The organism is Streptomyces sp. NPDC049954 (assembly GCF_040656295.1).
Lineage (GTDB): Bacteria > Actinomycetota > Actinomycetes > Streptomycetales > Streptomycetaceae > Streptomyces.
Genome location: NZ_JBFALS010000011.1, coordinates 21,692 through 39,899 on the forward strand (window position 1 = coordinate 21,692; position 18,208 = coordinate 39,899).

Below are 18,208 nucleotides of genomic sequence, written 5' to 3' on the forward strand. Positions count from 1 at the left end.
GGGATCTGGGATCCCACAGGGAACTCAGCCCCCGTACGCCCCGCTCGCCGTCAGCCGCAGCGCCGTGTCGATGAGCGGCACGTGGCTGAAGGCCTGCGGGAAGTTGCCGACCTGGCGCTGGTGCACCGGGTCCCACTCCTCCGCGAGCAGACCGAGGTCGTTGCGCAGCGACAGCAGCCGCTCGAACAGCTTGCGGGCCTCCTCGACCCGGCCGATCATCGCGAGATCGTCGGCCATCCAGAACGAACACGCGAGGAACGCGCCCTCGTCGCCCGCGAGTCCGTCCACGCCCGCGTCGCCGCCCGTCGTCGGGTAGCGCAGGATGAACCCGTCCGGCGTGGACAGCTCCCGCTGGATCGCCTCGATCGTGCCGATCACCCGCTTGTCGTCCGGCGGCAGGAAGCCCATCTGCGGGATCAGCAGCAGCGAGGCGTCCAGCTCCTTGGAGCCGTAGGACTGCGTGAAGGTGTTGCGCTCCGGGTCGTAGCCCTTCTCGCACACGTCCCGGTGGATGTCCTCGCGCAGCTCGCGCCAGCGCTCCAGCGGGCCGTCCGCGTCACCCGACTCGATGAGCTTGATCGTGCGGTCCACCGCGACCCAGGCCATGACCTTGGAGTGCACGAAGTGACGGCGCGGGCCGCGCACCTCCCAGATGCCCTCGTCCGGCTCCGACCAGTGCTGCTCCAGGTACTGGATCAGCTTGAGCTGGAGCAGCGCCGCGTAGTCGTTGCGTGCCAGACCCGTCATGTGCGCGAGGTGCAGGGCCTCGGTGACCTCGCCGTACACGTCGAGCTGGAGCTGTCCGGCCGCCCCGTTGCCCACGCGCACCGGGGAGGAGTTCTCGTAGCCCGGCAGCCAGTCCAGTTCGCTCTCGCCGAGTTCCCGCTCCCCGGCGATGCCGTACATGATCTGGAGGTTCTCCGGGTCCCCGCCGACCGCGCGCAGCAGCCACTCGCGCCAGGCGCGGGCCTCGTCCCGGTATCCGGTGCGCAGCAGCGAGGACAGGGTGATCGCCGCGTCCCGCAGCCAGGTGAAGCGGTAGTCCCAGTTGCGGACCCCGCCGATCTCCTCGGGCAGCGAGGTGGTCGGCGCCGCGACGATTCCGCCGGTCGGCGCGTACGTCAGCGCCTTGAGCGTGATCAGCGAGCGGATCACGGCCTCCCGGTAGGGGCCGTGGTACGTGCACTGCTCGACCCACTCCTGCCAGAACTCCTCGGTCGCCTCCAGCGCCGCGTACGGCGTGGGCACGGCCGGCGGCTGGAGGTGGCTGGCCTGCCAGGAGATGACGAAGGCCACCTTGTCGCCCGGGCCGACGGTGAAGTCGGAGTACGTCGTCAGGTCCTTGCCGTACGTCTCGGCGTCCGTGTCCAGCCACACCGAGTCGGGGCCCGACACGGCGACGGTGCGCTCGTCGACCCGGTGCACCCACGGCGTGATCCGGCCATAGCTGAACCGCATCCGCAGGCTGGACCGCATCGGGACCCGGCCGCTGAGGCCCTCCACGATCCGGATGAGCTGCGGGGCCTGCTCGCGCGGCCCCATGAAATCCGTCACGCGGACACTGCCGCGCGGGGTGTCCCACTCCGATTCGAGGATGAGCGAATCCCCGCGATAGCTCCGGCGGTCCGCGGTGGGCGGCTCGGTACCGGGGGCGAACGCCGGTCCAAGCCGCCAGAATCCGTGCTCCTCGGTCCCGAGAAGTCCCGCGAAGATCGCCTGCGAGTCGAAGCGGGGCAGGCACAGCCAGTCGACCGTGCCGTCCCGGCAGACCAGGGCTGCGGTCTGCAGGTCTCCGATGAGTGCGTAATCCTCGATGCGCCCGGCCACGTGCGTCTCCAGTCGAACGGCCACGTCGCCCCCGAGGGGGCGCTCGCGCTGCGGTCATGAAACCGCCGCCAAGCTCTTGTTCCAGGGTGGGCGGGGGGAGGTCTGGTGCCCTCCCCCCGTCGCCCACCACCACCCTTGTGAGGAAGCGCTTTCGCGTCCAGTTCTTCGAGCTCGGCGGCGAGTGTCCGTGCAGGATACGACGCGCCCAGGTGATCCGCGCGACCGTCACCTCGACTCGGTTACGCCAAACGGGTGAGCCTTGTGTTGAGGGGCGGTAAACCCCGGGCGTGCCGGGTGTGCAGGGTGGCAGACCGTACGCGCAGCGTGGCCGGAAGCAGCCTGCCGTCGGCGCTGATACCCTGGTAGCCCGTGGACCGGTGGGCCCTTTACAGACCGTGAGACCCCCGACCGCAGCGACGGCCCTCCCCTCCGGCACTCCGGTGCGGGGCGCCGGTACGCACTCCAGACCGCGACCACGGGAGCCCCCTCTTGGCCATGCCGAACCGCACCTCGACGTCCACGACGACCAAGCACATCTTCGTCACCGGAGGCGTCGCCTCCTCCCTCGGCAAGGGCCTCACCGCCTCCAGCCTCGGCGCCCTGCTCAAGGCGCGTGGTCTGCGGGTGACGATGCAGAAGCTCGACCCCTACCTGAACGTCGACCCGGGCACGATGAACCCCTTCCAGCACGGTGAGGTGTTCGTCACCAACGACGGCGCCGAGACCGACCTGGACATCGGTCACTACGAGCGTTTCCTCGACGTCGACCTCGACGGCTCCGCCAACGTCACCACCGGCCAGGTCTACTCCCAGGTCATCGCCAAGGAGCGGCGGGGCGAGTACCTCGGCGACACCGTCCAGGTCATCCCGCACATCACCAACGAGATCAAGGGCCGCATCCGGCGGCTGGCCGCCGAGGACGTCGACGTCGTCATCACCGAGGTCGGCGGCACGGTCGGCGACATCGAGTCGCTGCCCTTCCTGGAGACGGTCCGCCAGGTCCGCCACGAGGTCGGCCGCGACAACGTCTTCGTCGTGCACATCTCGCTGCTGCCCTACATCGGCCCCTCCGGCGAGCTGAAGACCAAGCCGACCCAGCACTCCGTCGCGGCCCTGCGCAACATCGGCGTGCAGCCCGACGCGATCGTGCTGCGCGCGGACCGCGAGGTCCCGCTCTCCATCAAGCGCAAGATCTCCCTCATGTGCGACGTGGACGAGGCCGCCGTCGTGGCCTGCCCCGACGCCAAGTCGATCTACGACATCCCGAAGGTCCTGCACGGCGAGGGCCTCGACGCCTACGTCGTGCGCAAGCTCGACCTGCCCTTCCGCGACGTCGACTGGACGACCTGGGAGGACCTGCTCGACCGCGTTCACAACCCGGACCACGAGGTCACGGTCGCGCTGGTCGGCAAGTACATCGACCTGCCCGACGCCTACCTCTCGGTGACCGAGGCGCTGCGCGCCGGCGGCTTCGCCAACCGCGCCCGGGTCAAGGTCAAGTGGGTCACCTCCGACGACTGCAAGACCCCCGCCGGAGCCGCCGCCCAGCTCGCCGACGTCGACGCCATCTGCATCCCCGGCGGCTTCGGGGACCGCGGTGTCGACGGCAAGGTCGGCGCCATCACCTACGCCCGCGAGAACCGCGTGCCGCTGCTCGGCCTGTGCCTGGGCCTGCAGTGCATCGTCATCGAGGCGGCCCGCAACCTGGCCGGCATCGCCGACGCCAACTCGACCGAGTTCGACCCGGCGACCGGTCACCCGGTGATCTCGACCATGGCCGAGCAGCTCGACATCGTCGCCGGTGAGGGCGACATGGGCGGCACGATGCGGCTGGGCATGTACCCCGCCAAGCTCGCCGAGGAGTCGATCGTGCGCGAGGTGTACGCCGGCAAGGAGTACGTCGAGGAGCGCCACCGCCACCGCTACGAGGTCAACAACGCCTACCGCGGCGAGCTGGAGAAGAAGGCGGGCCTGCAGTTCTCCGGCACCTCCCCGGACGGCAAGCTCGTCGAGTACGTCGAGTACCCGCGCGAGACGCACCCCTACCTCGTCGCCACCCAGGCCCACCCGGAGCTGCGTTCGCGCCCCACGCGCCCGCACCCGCTCTTCGCGGGCCTGGTCAAGGCCGCGGTGGAGCGGCAGAAGGGCTGAAACACCTCCGTGAGCCGGGCCGGCGCCCCGTGCGCCGTCCCGGCCGGGACGTGAGATATACGGTTGCCGGGGTACGGGCCTTTCACGGCCCCACCCCGGCTTTTTCCGTTGTCCGGCCCGCCCGTCGCGGGCCGTCGTCCGTACGCCCGCCCCAGGAGGACCTCCCGCAATGACGATCAAGGACACCGCCGAACACTGGCAGGTCACCGGCGGCGCGACCCCGTTCCAGGGGGCGAAGACCAGCGTCCGCACCGACAAGGTGGTCATGCCCGACGGGTCGGTGGCCAAGCGCGACTACCAGGTGCACCCCGGCTCGGTCGCCGTCCTCGCCCTCGACGAGGAACAGCGGGTCGTGGTGATCAACCAGTACCGCCACCCCGTCCGCCGGCGGCTGTGGGAGCTGCCCGCCGGACTCCTCGACGTCCCCGGCGAGAACCCGCTGCACGCCGCCTCCCGCGAGCTCTACGAGGAGGTCCACCTCAAGGCCGGTCAGTGGCGCGTGCTGATCGACGTCTACCCGACGCCCGGCGGCAGCGACGAGGCCCTGCGGGTCTTCCTCGCCACCGAACTCACCGACGCGGGCAGTGAGCGCTTCGCCGTGGAGGACGAGGAGGCGGACATGCGGCACGACCGGATCGCGCTGCCCGAACTGGTCCGCGGCGCCCTCTCCGGAGCGCTGCACAACGCGGGGCTCGTGACCGGAGTGCTGGCCCTCTCCGCCGTACTCGCCGCAGACGGTCCGCAGTCGCTGCGCCCGGCCGACGCGCCCTGGCCGGCCCGCCCCTTCGACGCATGAGGGCGGCGGCCCCTCAGGCGCCCGACCCGCTCACCCACTGTGATCTCCGGCGTCCTGTGTGGGCCACTCGTGTCACTCGTCCGATGAACACCTGATCCGATGGGGTGATCTTCGGGGCGTGCTGTCCGCAGCCGGGCACACCGGGTGAACTAGGCTCGGAGCGGTCCCGTCCAAGTGGCGGGACCGGGGCGGTTGGCTCGTGGAGCGTGCGGCTGGACGGGAGCGTGGCCCGTGACGGATCAGGTGGTGGACACCAGCGGTCCCGCCGCGCGAGCGCGTCCGGGCGAGGCCCCGCCCCCGGAGCCCGGCCCCCCTCTCCTCCTTGGCAGGGAACGGGAGTTGAAGGAACTGCGGGAGGACATCGGCCGCACCGGGCTGGACACCCTCACCGGGCACAAGGCGCCGCGCGCCCGCGTCCTGCTCATCGCCGGCCGGCCCGGCTCCGGGCGCACCGCTCTCGCCCGGGAACTGGCCGGACAGCTCACGGAGCGTTATCCCGACGGGCTGCTGTACGCGCGCCTCACCGATCCCGACGGCAGCCCCGTACCGGCGGCCCGCACCGCCCGGCGCCTGCTCGGTGAACTCGGTGTCGTGGCCCCCGCCGGAACCCCCGAGGACGACCTCCTCGCCGATCTGCGCGCCGCCTTCACCGGCCGCAGGGCCCTGCTGGTCCTCGACGACGCGGCCGAAGCGGGGCAGGTGGACCTGCTGCTGCCCGACACCCCCGCCTGTCTCGTCGTCGCCGTCGCCGCGGGACCGCTCACCGGCATCCCCGACGTACGGCCCTGCGCCCTGGGCGGGATCGGCGTCCGGGCCGGGGTGACCCTGCTGGAGCGCCGCGCGGGACGGGTACGCGTCACCGTCGACCCGCAGTCCGCCGAGCGGCTCGTCGAGGAGTGCGGCGGACAGCCCGCCGCCCTCGTGCTCGCCGGGGGCTGGCTCGCCGCCCGGCCGATGGCCTCGATCGCCGACCTCGTCTCCCGGCTGCGCGGGTCCCGGGAGGAGGCGGCCGAGACCGCCGAACGCGGGAGCGGCCCGCTGGAACGGATGCTGCGGCACAGCTACGAAGGGCTGTCCGCGAGCGACCGGCGGATACTGCGACTGCTGCATCTCGCACCCGAGGGCCTGGCCGACCCGCACACCGCCTCGGCCCTCGCCGGCTGTTCGGTCGCCAGTGCTGCCGGGAGCCTCGAAGGGCTCGCCGCGTACGGCCTGCTGCGCACCCTGCCCGGTGCCTGGCCCGCGTACCAGGTGCCCGGTTGCCTGCAGCCGGTCCTCCGCGCGTTCGCCGAGGAGACCGACCGCCCCGGGGAACTCCAGCTCGCCCGGGCCCGGATGCTGGAGCGGACCGTACGGCTCCTGCAGTCCTGCCGCGCGGCGGCCGAACCGGGCGGTGCCCCGGCCGGGAGCCGGCCCTCCGGACTACCGGGTGCGCCGCGCTTCCCGGACGGCCCGGCCGCCGCCGGATGGCTCGCCGCCCGGGCGGGAGCGCTCCACGCCGCCGCCCGACTGGCCGTGGCCGAGGGCGAGTTCGACACCCTGGCCCGGCGACTGGTGGCCGCTCTGGTCCGCGCGCTGGTCGCGCACCGGGGCGCCGAGGGCGCCGCCGCCGAACTGTACGACCTGCACGGACTCGTCCTCGACGTGGCCGAACGCCGCGGTCTGCACCGGGAGCGGGCCGCCGCCCTGCTCAACCTCGCCGACCTCGACGCCGGGACCGGGCGCACCGGGAAGGCGCTCGCACGCTACCGGGCCGCGCTGGAGGCGGCGCGCGAGGGACGTGACCCCCAGGCGGTCGGGCGCGCGATGGAATCCGTGGCCGGGGCGCACCAGGAACTCGGGGACCCGCACCGGGCGGCCGACTGGTACGGCAGGGCCCTCGCGCACCGTCTCACCCGGGACGAACACGCCGACGTGGCCAGGCTGTACGGCAGGATCGCCGCCGTGCACGCGCACACCGGGCAGTACGGACCGGCCCTGCGCAACTGGCGTTCCGCCGTGGCCGCGCACCGCAGGACCGGTGACCTCCCGGCCCAGGCGCGGGCCCTCGCGGAACTCGCCCGGACCCAGGAGTGCGCGGGGCGGACCGAGGAGTACGCGGGCCGCGCGGAGGAGTGCCTGCGCACGTGGAGCGAGGCCCTCGGCCGCGCCCGGGAGGCCGGGGAGGATCGCCTCGAAGCGGCGCTGCGCACCAGCCTCGCCGATACCCTCGACCGCCTCGGTGACCCGGCCGCCGCCCGCCTGCACCGGGACAGCGCGCGGGACCTGCTGGGGGAGGAGGCGCCGGCCGCGGACGAGACGGATCGGGAGCAGGCCGCGCCGGAGTCGGCGCCGGTGGCGGAGCAGCCCGCGCCGTCCGGGGAGCGGGCGGCACCGGCCGGGACGGAGGTCGCCGGTCCCGGGGCGGATGCCGCCGCTTCCCGGGCGGAGACCGCCTCGCCGGGGGAGGGGCAGGAGCCGTCCGGGGAGCGGCCGGAGTCGTCCGGACCGTCCGGGGAGGGGCCCGACGCATCGGCGGACGAGGGGGCAGACGAGCACGAGCGGCCCACCTTCTCCGCGCAAGCCCCGGCCCGACCGCGCTCCCCGATTCAGGGAACTCAGGAACCCACGGGCGTTCACCTACGAAATCCGTAGTCACCCGGTGAAAGATTGATGCTTTGGAAGGCTGGACAGCGGGAACTCCTTCATTAGACTGAGTCTGCCGCTGTATCCGCGGCCTCTCTCTTCGCGCTCTCCCGCGGAGGGGTATGCGGTGCATCGCCTGGAATATCCCCCTGAGTCAAGGACCGTGATCGACGTGCAGGTCGGCATCCCCCGCGAGGTCAAGAACAACGAGTTCCGGGTGGCGATCACCCCGGCCGGAGTCCACGAGCTGCGGCGCCACGGACACGAGGTGCTGGTCGAGCACACCGCGGGGGAGGGGTCCTCGATCACGGACGCCGAGTACGTCGCGGCCGGCGCCCGGATCGTGCCGACGGCCGACGAGGTGTGGGCCGGGGCCGACCTGCTGCTCAAGGTCAAGGAGCCCATCGCCGAGGAGTACCACCGGCTGCGCAAGGACCAGACGCTCTTCACCTACCTGCATCTCGCGGCCTCCCGCGAGTGCACCGACGCCCTGCTCGCCTCCGGCACCACCGCCATCGCCTACGAGACGGTCGAGACCGCGGCCCGGCAGCTTCCGCTGCTCGCCCCGATGTCCGAGGTCGCGGGCCGGCTCGCCCCGCAGGTCGGCGCCTACCACCTGATGCGGCCGACGGGCGGGCGCGGGGTGCTGCCCGGCGGGGTCCCCGGGGTCGTGGCCGGAAAGGCCGTCGTCATCGGCGGCGGCGTCTCCGGCTGGAACGCCGCGCAGATCGCCATTGGCATGGGCTTCCACGTGACCCTGCTGGACAAGGACATCGCGAAGCTCAAGGAGGCCGACAAACTGTTCGGCACCCGCATCCAGACGGTCGTCTCGACCGCCTTCGAACTGGAGCGCGCCTGCCTGGAGGCGGACCTCGTCATCGGGGCCGTTCTCATCCCCGGCGCGAAGGCCCCGAAGCTCGTCACCAACGAGCTGGTGGCCCGGATGAAGCCGGGAAGTGTACTTGTCGACATCGCGATCGATCAGGGTGGCTGCTTCGAGGACTCGCGCCCCACGACGCACGCGGAACCGACCTTCCCCGTGCACCAGTCGGTCTTCTACTGCGTCGCCAACATGCCCGGCGCCGTGCCGCACACCTCGACGCACGCGCTGACCAACGCGACCCTGCCGTACGTGGTGGAGCTGGCCGGCCGCGGCTGGGCCGAGGCGCTGCGCCGTGACGCCGCACTCGCCAAAGGGCTCAACGTCCATGACGGACAGGTGGTGTACCGCGAGGTCGCGGAGGCACACGGCCTGGAGCACACCGAACTCGGCACGCTCCTCGGCTGAGCGTTCACGCCCCCCTCGGCGCCCCCGCCGGGGCACGGGGGCGCGTCAACCCGTGTCGCTTTTCTCACGCCAACGGCCGGACCTTGCCCAGCAGGTCCGGCCGTAAGTGTGAGGGCATTTGACGGTTATTGACATGGAATCGCCGAGATGGCACGACAGGTCACGCTTCCACACCTTTTGGCGAGCGATTCCACGGGTGGAACAGGGTACGCCGTGCGGTCGTGCACCCTTGACATCGCTCGCGCCGGGCGCCGACACATCGCGCCGAGTGCGGCGGATTGTGTTGCTGCGGAGTGGTGACACGCCATAGAGTCGCCAACCGTCGGCATGGTGCCACGCTGACCTATCAAGAAGTTTCCTGGTCGCCAAGGAGGTAAGACGACTTGTGAATGAGTCGACATTTTCTCCCGGGGGTGGCCAACAGGACGTGGCCGCGCGGGGCCAGGCCCCAACGGGTCGGCCGGCGCGCGGTTCCGTCGCCGTGCGGACCTTCGCGGCCCACCAGAGTCTCCAGCCGACTCAGACCGCACACCAGAGCATGGATGGCCATATCGTGAACGCCATGGCCGGCGACCGAAGCGGCGGGGAAACCGGCCCCTTCGCCGACTACGAGGAACTGCCCGAAGGGCACTTCTACGACCCGGACGCCGAGTACGAGCCGGACCCCGAGTACGCCGCCACGCTGGCGCCGGACGCCGCGCGGCAGCGCCGCGAGCGGGTCGGCCCGACCGGACGGCCGCTTCCCTACTTCCCCATTCCCGGGCCGCTGACCGACCACGGCCCGGCCAAGGTCATCGCGATGTGCAACCAGAAGGGCGGGGTCGGCAAGACGACCTCGACCATCAACCTGGGTGCCGCGCTCGCCGAGTACGGCCGTCGGGTCCTGCTCGTCGACTTCGACCCGCAGGGCGCCCTCTCGGTCGGACTGGGCGTCAACCCCATGGAGCTCGACCTCACGGTCTACAACCTGCTCCTGGAGCGGGGCATGGCGGCCGACGAGGTGCTGCTCAAGACGGCGGTGCCCAACATGGACCTGCTGCCGAGCAACATCGACCTGTCGGCGGCCGAGGTCCAGCTCGTCTCCGAGGTCGCGCGGGAGTCCACGCTCCAGCGCGCCCTCAAGCCGCTCATGGCCGACTACGACTACATCGTGATCGACTGTCAGCCCTCGCTCGGCCTGCTCACGGTCAACGCGCTCACCGCGGCGCACAAGGTGATCGTCCCGCTGGAGTGCGAGTTCTTCGCGCTGCGCGGGGTCGCACTGCTCACCGAGACCATCGAGAAGGTCCAGGAGCGGCTCAACCCGGAACTCGAACTCGACGGCATCCTCGCCACGATGTACGACTCCCGCACCGTGCACAGCCGCGAGGTGCTGGCCCGGGTCGTCGAGGCCTTCGACGAGCACGTCTACCACACCGTCATCGGCCGTACCGTGCGCTTCCCGGAGACCACGGTGGCTGGGGAACCCATCACCACCTACGCCTCCAACTCCGTGGGCGCGGCCGCCTATCGTCAGCTCGCCAGGGAGGTGCTCGCCCGGTGTCACGCCGAGTGAGTCTGCCGGGGGCCGACGAACTGTTCCGTACGACCGGTGGGATGGCCCTCCAGCCGTCCTCACCGCGGCGCGAGGCGAAGGTGCCGGGACCGGCCGGCGAGAGCGGCACGGCGGCCGCCGCGCACGACACGAAGGACGGCGGGGAACGCACCGGAGAGGGCCCCGAGCACGGGGCGGGCGGCGCGGAGAGCGCCGCGCGTGAACACCGGCCCCGGGGCCGCGAGGAGGAACCGGGGCGGGACGTCGCGGGCGGCACCCGCCGCTCCACCGAGGCGGCCTCCGCCTCGGTGCCGCAGGCCCGGCAGCCGGGAGCCGGCGGCCGGCCCGCTCCGCAGGGGCAGGCCGGACGGCGTTCCCGTGCGGCGGCCCGCAGGCCCAGCGGACGCGAACGGCACGACGAGAAGATCACCGTCTACGTGTCCGCCGAGGAACTCATGGACCTCGAACACGCGCGGCTCGTGCTGCGCGGCGAGCACGGGCTCGCCGTCGACCGGGGCCGGATCGTGCGCGAGGCCGTCGCGGTCGTCCTCGCGGACCTTGAGTCCCGGGGAGACGCGAGCATCCTCGTCAGGCGGCTGCGCGGCCGCTGAGGCCCCGTTCCTCTTCCCGGTGTCATTCCGGGGCCCTGGGACCGTGTGCGGCCGCCACCGCCGCGTCCTGAGCCGTCCGAGGGCCCGGGACGGGTAGCGTGCCCGCTCGGAGCCCGCGTACCGCGTCGGGCGCCGCCGCCCCCGCTTCCGTCGCCCAGGACCCCCGCTGACGCCCATGTGCCCCGCCGACCCGCCCACCGGACCGCCCCCGCCCCGCCGACGCCGTGTCCTCGGCGGGGGCGGTGCGGCCGGATGGCCACGGCTCGGACAGGGCGCCGACTGCGGCGCGCGCGAGCCGCGCCCGCAGGCCCCCGACGCGCGCTGCGCCCCGGCCGAGGACACCGAGCCGGCCGCGGGGCCCGCCGCGACCGGCGAGGCCACCGCACCGCAGACGCTTTCCGAGCCCGTCACGCAGGAGGCGACGACCCCCGCGCCCGTCGCGGGGGAGGTGCCCCCCGTGCCCCGGGGCGGCACTCCGCAGGACAGGGCGCCCGCCTCCGACGGACGGTTCACGCTGCGGCTCGCGAACTTCGAGGGGCCCTTCGACCTGCTCCTCCAGCTCATCTCGCGGCACAAGCTGGACGTCACGGAGGTCGCGCTGTCCCAGGTCACCGACGAGTTCATGGCGCACATCCGCGCCATGGGCAGCGACTGGGACCTCGACCAGACCACCGAGTTCCTCGTGGTCGCGGCGACCCTGCTCGATCTCAAGGCGGCCCGGCTGCTGCCCGCCGCCGAGATCGAGGACGAGGCGGACCTCGCCCTGCTGGAGGCCCGTGACCTGCTGTTCGCCCGGCTGCTGCAGTACCGCGCCTACAAAAGGGTCGCGGACATCTTCAGCGAACGCCTGGACCGGGAGGCGCGCCGCTACCCCCGCACGGTGAGCCTGGAGCCGCACCACGCGGCGCTGCTGCCCGAGGTGGTCATCCGGATCGGTGCCGAGGGCTTCGCGCGGCTCGCGGTCAAGGCGATGCAGCCGAGGCCCGAACCGGCCGTGTACGTCGAGCACATCCACGCCCCGCTGGTGTCCGTGCGCGAACAGGCCGAGGTCGTCGTCGCGCGCCTCAAAGACGTGGGGGAGGCGGACTTCGCCGAGCTGGTCGCCGACGCCGGGGACACCCTCACCGTCGTCGCGCGGTTCCTGGCCCTCCTGGAGCTGTACCGCGAGAAGGCCGTGGCCCTCGACCAGGAGGACGCCCTCGGGCCGCTCACGGTGCGCTGGACGGGCGCCGAGGACGGGGCGGCGCCCACGGTGACCGACGAGTTCGACCGGGAGCACCGGCCGCAGGACCGGGACCAAGAGCAGGAGCACGAGCAGGAGGAGGAGACGGGATGACGGGCGCCGAGCACACCGGCACGGAGCGCCTCGACGAGGGCCGGCCGCACCCGTACGCGGCACTCGACGAGGGCCCGCACGCCGTGGGCGAGCTGGAACTGCGGCCCGCGCTCGAAGCCGTCCTGATGGTCGTGGACGAGCCCGCGACCGAGGAACACCTCGCGAAGGTCCTCCAGCGGCCCGTACGGCAGATCGCCGACGCCCTGCGCGCGCTCGCCGACGAGTACACCGTGCAGGGCCGCGGTTTCGAGCTGCGGCTCGTCGCGGGCGGCTGGCGCTTCTACTCCCGGCCCCGGTACGCGGCGGCCGTCGAGGGCTTCGTCCTGGACGGCCAGCAGGCCCGGCTGACCCAGGCCGCGCTGGAGACCCTCGCGGTCGTTGCCTACCGCCAGCCGGTCAGCCGTTCCCGGGTCTCCGCGGTGCGCGGGGTCAACTGTGACGGGGTCATGCGCACCCTCCTGCAGCGCGGCCTGGTCGAGGAGGCGGGAACGGAACGCGAAACAGGTGCGATCCTGTACAGGACGACGCACTACTTCCTGGAGCGAATGGGCCTGCGCGGCCTGGACGAGCTCCCCGAGCTCGCGCCCTTCCTGCCGGAAGCGGACGCGATCGAGGCTGACACACTGGAGGGCGTGCCGTCGTTCGACCCGGACGCCGACGACACCGACCACCACGGCGATGCCGTCTCCGGGACCGAAGACAGCCACCTCGATCCGACGGAACATTGATGCGAAGCAACGGCAGGGACAGCGGACGTGGCAACTACCGGGGCGCCGGTAACAGCCGCGACGACAAGCAGAAGGCGGCGGGACGCCCCCGTCCCGAGGAGCGCCGTTACGACGTAGGGGGCGCGCAGGGCGGCAAGGACGAACGCGGCGGCAAGTCCGGCGGGGGCCGCCCGGCCTCCGGCGGGGGCCGTCCCGGCTCGGGCGGCGGTCGTCCGGCCTCGGGCGGGGGCCGTCCCGGCTCCGGCGGGGGCTCCTCGGCCGGTGGCCGGGGCTCCGCCGCGCGCGGTGGCGCCAAGGGCGGGCCCAAGCGTCCCGCCAAGGACACCCAGCGCTCCGGGCGCGGCGGCGCCGCCAGGCCCCGTGAGCTGGACGCGAAGGTCGAGGAGCGCAACCGCCAGCGCTACGCCGACAAGCCGAAGGTCTCGACGCCGAAGACCTTCCCCGGCGCCGAGCAGGAGGGCGAGCGCCTCCAGAAGGTGCTGGCCCGCGCGGGCTACGGCTCCCGGCGCGCCTGCGAGGAGCTGGTCGAGCAGGCCCGCGTCGAGGTCAACGGCGAGATCGTCCTCGAACAGGGCCTGCGCGTGCTGCCCAAGGACGAGATCAAGGTCGACGGGCTCACCGTCGCGACGCAGTCGTACCAGTTCTTCTCGCTCAACAAGCCCGCCGGGGTCGTCGCCACGATGGAGGACCCCGAGGGCCGGCAGAACCTGGGCGACTACGTCAACAACCGGGAGACGCGCCTCTTCCACGTCGGCCGGCTCGACACCGAGACCGAGGGCGTCATCCTGCTCACCAACCACGGAGAGCTGGCCCACCGGCTGACCCACCCGCGCTACGGCGTCAAGAAGACCTACCTCGCGCACATCGTCGGCCCGATCCCGCGCGACCTCGGCAAGCGCCTCAAGGACGGCATCGAACTGGAGGACGGCTACGCCCGCGCCGACCACTTCCGGGTCGTCGAGCAGACCGGCAAGAACTACATGGTCGAGGTGACCCTCCACGAGGGCCGCAAGCACATCGTGCGCCGCATGCTCGCCGAGGCGGGCTTCCCGGTCGACAAGCTCGTGCGCACGGCCTTCGGGCCGATCACCCTCGGCGACCAGAAGTCGGGCTGGCTGCGCCGGCTGAGCAACACCGAGGTCGGGATGCTGATGCAGGAGGTCGACCTCTAGGCCGCAGCCCCTTCCCTCACCGCGCACGGCGGCCGTTCCCTCTCGGAGGGGGCGGCCGCCGTGCGCGTGGAACGCCTTCGTGCAAAGCGCTTGTCCGGGTGCCTCCACGCCCTTATCGTCATTCTGACGCAGCAGCGTGCCGACGTCGAGGACAAGGACTGGTGTGACGAAGAACCCCGCGACCGGAGCCCTGATCGGGCTCGCCCTGGGCGACGCGCTCGGTTTCCCGACCGAGTTCGACGACGTGCCCTCGATCCTCGCCAAGTGCGGCCCCTGGCGGGAGATGGATTTGATCACTCCCGCCGTCGTCTCCGACGACACCCAGATGACCCTGGCCCTCGGGCGGGGGCTGCGGACGGCGGGGGAGCGCGGCGCGCTCGGGCCACTGCGCTGCGAGCGGCCGGTGCGCGAGGAGTTCGTCGAGTGGTCGCGCTCCCCGGAGAACAACCGGGCGCCGGGCCACACCTGCATGGTCGCCTGCGGACTGCTCGCGCGGGAGGACCGGCCCTGGCAGGCGGCGAGCCAGACGCACTCCAAGGGCTGCGGCGCCAATATGCGGGTCGCGCCCGTCGCCCTGATCCCGGGACTCTCCGAGGACGAACGCTCCGCGCTCGCGCAGTGGCAGTCGGCCCTCACCCACGGCCACCCGACCGCCCTCGCGGCGAGCGACCTGACCGCGCGCGCCGTGCGCCTGCTCGCCGACGGCACCCGGCCGGAGCGCCTGACCGCCGAACTGCGGGCCTACGCGCTGGGGCGGCGCACCACGTACGAGGGCCGCTGGCTCGGCGATCTGTGGCAGCGCGCCGGGGACCCGGCTCCGCAGACCTTCGCGGCCTGCGGCTGGGACGAGTGCCTCGCGATGCTCGACCGGCTCGACGCGGCGCCCCGCGACCCGGAGCGCGACCCGTGCGAACTGACCGGCGACGGCTGGATCGCCGAGGAAGCCCTGGCGACCGCGCTGCTGTGCTTCCTGCTCTTCCCCGAGGACCCGGTGCGGGTCCTGCGCCGGGCCGCCTGCACGCGAGGGGACTCCGACTCCATCGCCTGCCTGGCCGGAGCGTTCGCGGGCGCCCATCTCGGCGCGGACGCCTGGCCCGCGACGTGGGCGGAGCGGATCGAGTACCGGAGCGAACTGCTCGCGCTGGGCGAGCTGTGGGACAGGGGCTGAGGGGCTCCTGACCCGTGGCCGCCACGAAGGGCTCCTCGCCCCGCCCGGACCGCCGCCACGCGGCAGCCGGCTCCCTGGACCACCGCAGGGCCCCCGCCACCGCGCGGACCCGCTCGCGCGGCGACGAGGACCTCTTCTCGTGGCCGTTCGCGCTCCCCGTCCTGGGCGTGGCCCTGGTCGGCATGGGAGGCGACCCCGTGTGGAGCGCCGGCGGCGACCTCTTCCCCGGCGGGGCGTTCGTACTCGCGGTGCTGCTCGGCGCGGCCTGGCCGTTCCTGCTGCTCGCGCTGGTCCGCTGCGTGCCGCACGGGCGGCGGCTGCCGGGCACCGTCCTGAGCGCCGCCGGACTTTTCCTGGTCACCGGCCTGGCGGGCACCATTCGGGCACCCGCGGGCCGCCACCCCGGCCCGCCGACGGACACGTACCAGGACTTCCCGTGGCTCTGGCCGACCGGCGGCGGGGCCACCGCGACCGCCGTGGCGGCCATGGTGGCGGTGGCGCCCCGCCGGGACGGCGGGGAGAAGCGGGCACAGGGCTGACCGGCCGCGATCGGTTATGTGCCGGGGATCGCGGCCAGTTCCTCGTGCCCTGCGCCGTCGAGCAGGGCCAGGCGTTCGGCGCTCTCGCTGCCCGGGGCCGCCGTGTACACCACGACCCGCAGGTCGCTCCCCGGGGCGAGCAGCACGTCGCAGTCGAGACGCAGGGTGCCGACGCGTGGGTGGCGTACGGTCTTCTGCGCCGACTCGTGGGGGCCCACGACCGCCGAGTCCCACAGCGAAGTGAAGGCAGCACTGGTGGCGCGCAGTTCGGCCACCAGGGAGCGCAGCCCCTCGTCGGCCGGATAGCGTGCCGTCGCCTCCCGCAGATCGCCCACCACGGCCTCCTCGAAGCGGCGCTCCTGCTCCGGGGTGTGCACGACCCGGCCCGGCCGGCCCGCGAAGTGCCGCCAGGCGATGTTGCGCTCGCGCCCCTCCAGGGCGGAGGCGTCGCCCATCAGCGCCGCCCACAACGGGTTCCACAACAGCAGGTTCCACGCGGCGTCCAGGACGCTCAGCGGGGCCCCGGCCCACTGGTCGACCAGCCGGCGCACCCCGGGCGGAACGCGGCCGGACAACTGCTCCGGGGCCGGTGGGCGCCGGCCGGCGAGCAGGTACAGGTGCGCCCGCTCGGCCTCGGTCAGCCGCAGCGCCCGTGCGAGCGCCGACAGCACCTGCGGGGAGGGCGCGGTCGACCGGCCCTGTTCGAGCCGGGTGAGGTAGTCCGCGGACAGCCCCGCGAGAGCGGCCAGCTCCTCGCGGCGCAGGCCCGCCGCCCGGCGACCCCGCCCGGCCGTGAGCCCCACCTCGGCGGGGAGCGTCCGGTCCCGCCAGCCGCGCAGCACCGTACCGAGATCGCTGGACGAGGATTCACTCATCCGGCCATTGTCCCCCGCTCGCGGTCGCCGGTCGGTGTCGCTGTCCTCGGTGGCCAGGCCGAACGCGCGCGAGCCCGTCACGCACGCGTAGACGGTGTGGTCGCGGACCAGTTCCTCGGGGTGCACGCCGGGAGCGTACCGACGGCGAGGGGTGGGCGGCGCGCGGGATACGCCGGGCGCGCGCCCCGGACGGTGTCTCGGTGGGCGGGCGCCCGGCCCGGCCCGGCCACCGGCTTGACTACCCTGGTCAGGTACGGGACACGGCAAGACGAGGAGCGGCACAGTGGCGGTACGAGCGGTTCGGGGCGCCGTGCGGCAGGAGCCGGACGAGGCCCAGCGCGCGCAGGAACGGGCCGGCCGGCTCCATGGGGCCGTCACGCGGCGCGAGGACGTCGCCCTGTGAGGACCGCGCTCGTCATCGGCACCGGACTGATCGGTACGTCCGCCGCCCTCGCCCTCGCCTCCCGCGGGATCACCGTGCACCTGCGCGATCACGACCCCGACCGGGCCCGGACCGCCGCCGCCCTCGGCGCCGGCACCGAGGAGCCGCCCGAGGGGCCCGTCGACCTCGCCGTCGTCGCCGTACCGCCCGCACACGTCGCGCACACCCTCGCCGAGCTGATCCGGGACGGGGCCGCCCACGGCTACCTCGACGTCGCCAGCGTCAAGGGCGGACCGCGCCGCGAGCTGGAGGCGCTGGGCCTGGAAGAGGCGCAGCTCGCGCGCTACCTGGGCACCCACCCCATGGCGGGCCGGGAACGCTCCGGCCCGCTCGCCGCCACCGGCGACCTCTTCGAGGGCCGGCCCTGGGTGCTCACCCCCACCGCCGGCACCGACACCGAGGTGCTCAACCAGGCGCTCGAACTCGTGGCGCACTGCAAGGCGGTGCCCGTCGTCATGGCCGCCGACGCGCACGACCGGGCCGTGGCGCTCGTCTCCCACATGCCGCAGCTCGTGTCGGGGCTCGTGGCCGCCCGGCTGGAGCACGCCGAGGACGCGGCGGTACGGCTGTGCGGGCAGGGCATCAGGGACGTGACCCGCATCGCCGCCTCCGAACCCGGCATGTGGATCGACATCCTCTCCGCCAACCCCGGACCGGTCGCCGACATCCTGACCGCCGTCGGCCAGGACCTGGAGGAGACCGTACGGGCGCTGCGCCTGCTGGACTCCGCCGACCAGGACGGACGCGCCGAGGGCGTCCGCACCGTCGAACAGGTGCTGCGGCGCGGCAACGCGGGCCAGAGCCGGGTCCCCGGCAAGCACGGCACCGCGCCCGCCCGCTACGAGACCGTGTCCGTGCTCATCAGCGACCAGCCCGGGGAACTCGCCCGGATCTTCGCCGACGCCGGCCGCGCCGGGGTCAACGTCGAGGACGTGCGGATCGAGCACGCCACCGGGCAGCAGGCGGGCCGCGTCCAGGTCTCGGTGGAACCGGCCGCCGCCGCCAGGCTCAGCGCGGCGCTGCGCGAACGCGGCTGGTCCCTGCGGCAGTGAGCCGCGGGAGGAGCGTGGCCGGGCGTCCTCCGGAACGGCTGGGTGACGGCCCCGGGACCCGGCC

Annotated in this window: 14 protein-coding genes; 12 read left to right on the forward strand and 2 right to left on the reverse strand. The window is 73.3% G+C overall.

Annotation, left to right across the window (positions count from 1 at the left end):
* Positions 1 to 24 precede the first annotated feature (24 nt).
* A complete protein-coding gene (locus AB0J21_RS24410) occupies positions 25 to 1,851 on the reverse strand; it encodes a glycoside hydrolase family 15 protein (RefSeq protein ID WP_363148218.1) in 1,827 nt (608 codons plus the stop codon).
* A 471-nt stretch (positions 1,852 to 2,322) separates the two neighbouring features.
* Here AB0J21_RS24410 and AB0J21_RS24415 point away from each other — a divergent pair, with 471 nt between their 5' ends.
* The 11 genes from AB0J21_RS24415 to AB0J21_RS24465 all read left to right on the forward strand — a co-directional run bounded on the left by AB0J21_RS24415 (position 2,323) and on the right by AB0J21_RS24465 (position 15,775).
* Positions 2,323 to 3,978: a CTP synthase gene (locus tag AB0J21_RS24415; RefSeq protein WP_363148219.1), complete on the forward strand. Its 1,656-nt coding sequence runs from the start codon at positions 2,323 to 2,325 to the stop codon at positions 3,976 to 3,978.
* A 169-nt stretch (positions 3,979 to 4,147) separates the two neighbouring features.
* Positions 4,148 to 4,774 carry an NUDIX hydrolase gene (locus tag AB0J21_RS24420; RefSeq protein WP_363148220.1) on the forward strand — a complete coding sequence of 209 codons (627 nt, stop codon included), beginning with the start codon at positions 4,148 to 4,150 and terminating at the stop codon, positions 4,772 to 4,774.
* 231 nt (positions 4,775 to 5,005) lie between these two features.
* Positions 5,006 to 7,408 (forward strand): tetratricopeptide repeat protein, encoded by a 2,403-nt coding sequence (locus AB0J21_RS24425; protein ID WP_363148221.1) that lies wholly within the window; start codon positions 5,006 to 5,008, stop codon positions 7,406 to 7,408.
* Positions 7,409 to 7,571: 163 nt separating this feature from the next.
* Positions 7,572 to 8,687: an alanine dehydrogenase gene (gene ald / locus AB0J21_RS24430; protein ID WP_363148381.1), complete on the forward strand. Its 1,116-nt coding sequence runs from the start codon at positions 7,572 to 7,574 to the stop codon at positions 8,685 to 8,687.
* A 427-nt stretch (positions 8,688 to 9,114) separates the two neighbouring features.
* A complete protein-coding gene (locus AB0J21_RS24435) occupies positions 9,115 to 10,242 on the forward strand; it encodes a ParA family protein (protein WP_363148222.1) in 1,128 nt (375 codons plus the stop codon).
* Entirely contained in the window at positions 10,227 to 10,832 is a 606-nt protein-coding gene (locus AB0J21_RS24440; protein WP_363148223.1) for a hypothetical protein, read from the forward strand. The genes AB0J21_RS24435 and AB0J21_RS24440 overlap by 16 nt, the downstream gene beginning before the upstream one ends.
* Before the next feature lie 175 nt (positions 10,833 to 11,007).
* Positions 11,008 to 12,168 (forward strand): segregation/condensation protein A, encoded by a 1,161-nt coding sequence (locus AB0J21_RS24445; protein WP_363148224.1) that lies wholly within the window; start codon positions 11,008 to 11,010, stop codon positions 12,166 to 12,168.
* Positions 12,165 to 12,896, forward strand: a complete 732-nt coding sequence (gene scpB / locus AB0J21_RS24450; protein WP_363148225.1) for an SMC-Scp complex subunit ScpB — start codon at positions 12,165 to 12,167, stop codon at positions 12,894 to 12,896. The genes AB0J21_RS24445 and scpB overlap by 4 nt, the downstream gene beginning before the upstream one ends.
* Positions 12,896 to 14,068, forward strand: coding sequence for a pseudouridine synthase (locus AB0J21_RS24455; RefSeq protein WP_363148226.1), 1,173 nt, complete (start codon positions 12,896 to 12,898; stop codon positions 14,066 to 14,068). The genes scpB and AB0J21_RS24455 overlap by 1 nt, the downstream gene beginning before the upstream one ends.
* A gap of 163 nt (positions 14,069 to 14,231) precedes the next feature.
* Positions 14,232 to 15,236, forward strand: a complete 1,005-nt coding sequence (locus AB0J21_RS24460) for an ADP-ribosylglycohydrolase family protein (protein ID WP_363148227.1) — start codon at positions 14,232 to 14,234, stop codon at positions 15,234 to 15,236.
* 14 nt (positions 15,237 to 15,250) lie between these two features.
* Positions 15,251 to 15,775, forward strand: coding sequence for a hypothetical protein (locus tag AB0J21_RS24465; protein WP_363148228.1), 525 nt, complete (start codon positions 15,251 to 15,253; stop codon positions 15,773 to 15,775).
* Positions 15,776 to 15,789: 14 nt separating this feature from the next.
* Here the strand turns inward: AB0J21_RS24465 and AB0J21_RS24470 are convergent, their stop codons facing one another.
* On the reverse strand, positions 15,790 to 16,776 hold the full coding sequence (locus tag AB0J21_RS24470) for a helix-turn-helix domain-containing protein (protein WP_363148229.1): 987 nt from the start codon (positions 16,774 to 16,776) through the stop codon (positions 15,790 to 15,792).
* Between the two features lie 273 nt (positions 16,777 to 17,049).
* On the opposite strand from AB0J21_RS24470, the gene AB0J21_RS24475 reads away from it, so the two are divergent.
* Entirely contained in the window at positions 17,050 to 18,144 is a 1,095-nt protein-coding gene (locus AB0J21_RS24475; protein ID WP_363148230.1) for a prephenate dehydrogenase, read from the forward strand.
* Positions 18,145 to 18,208: the final 64 nt, after the last annotated feature.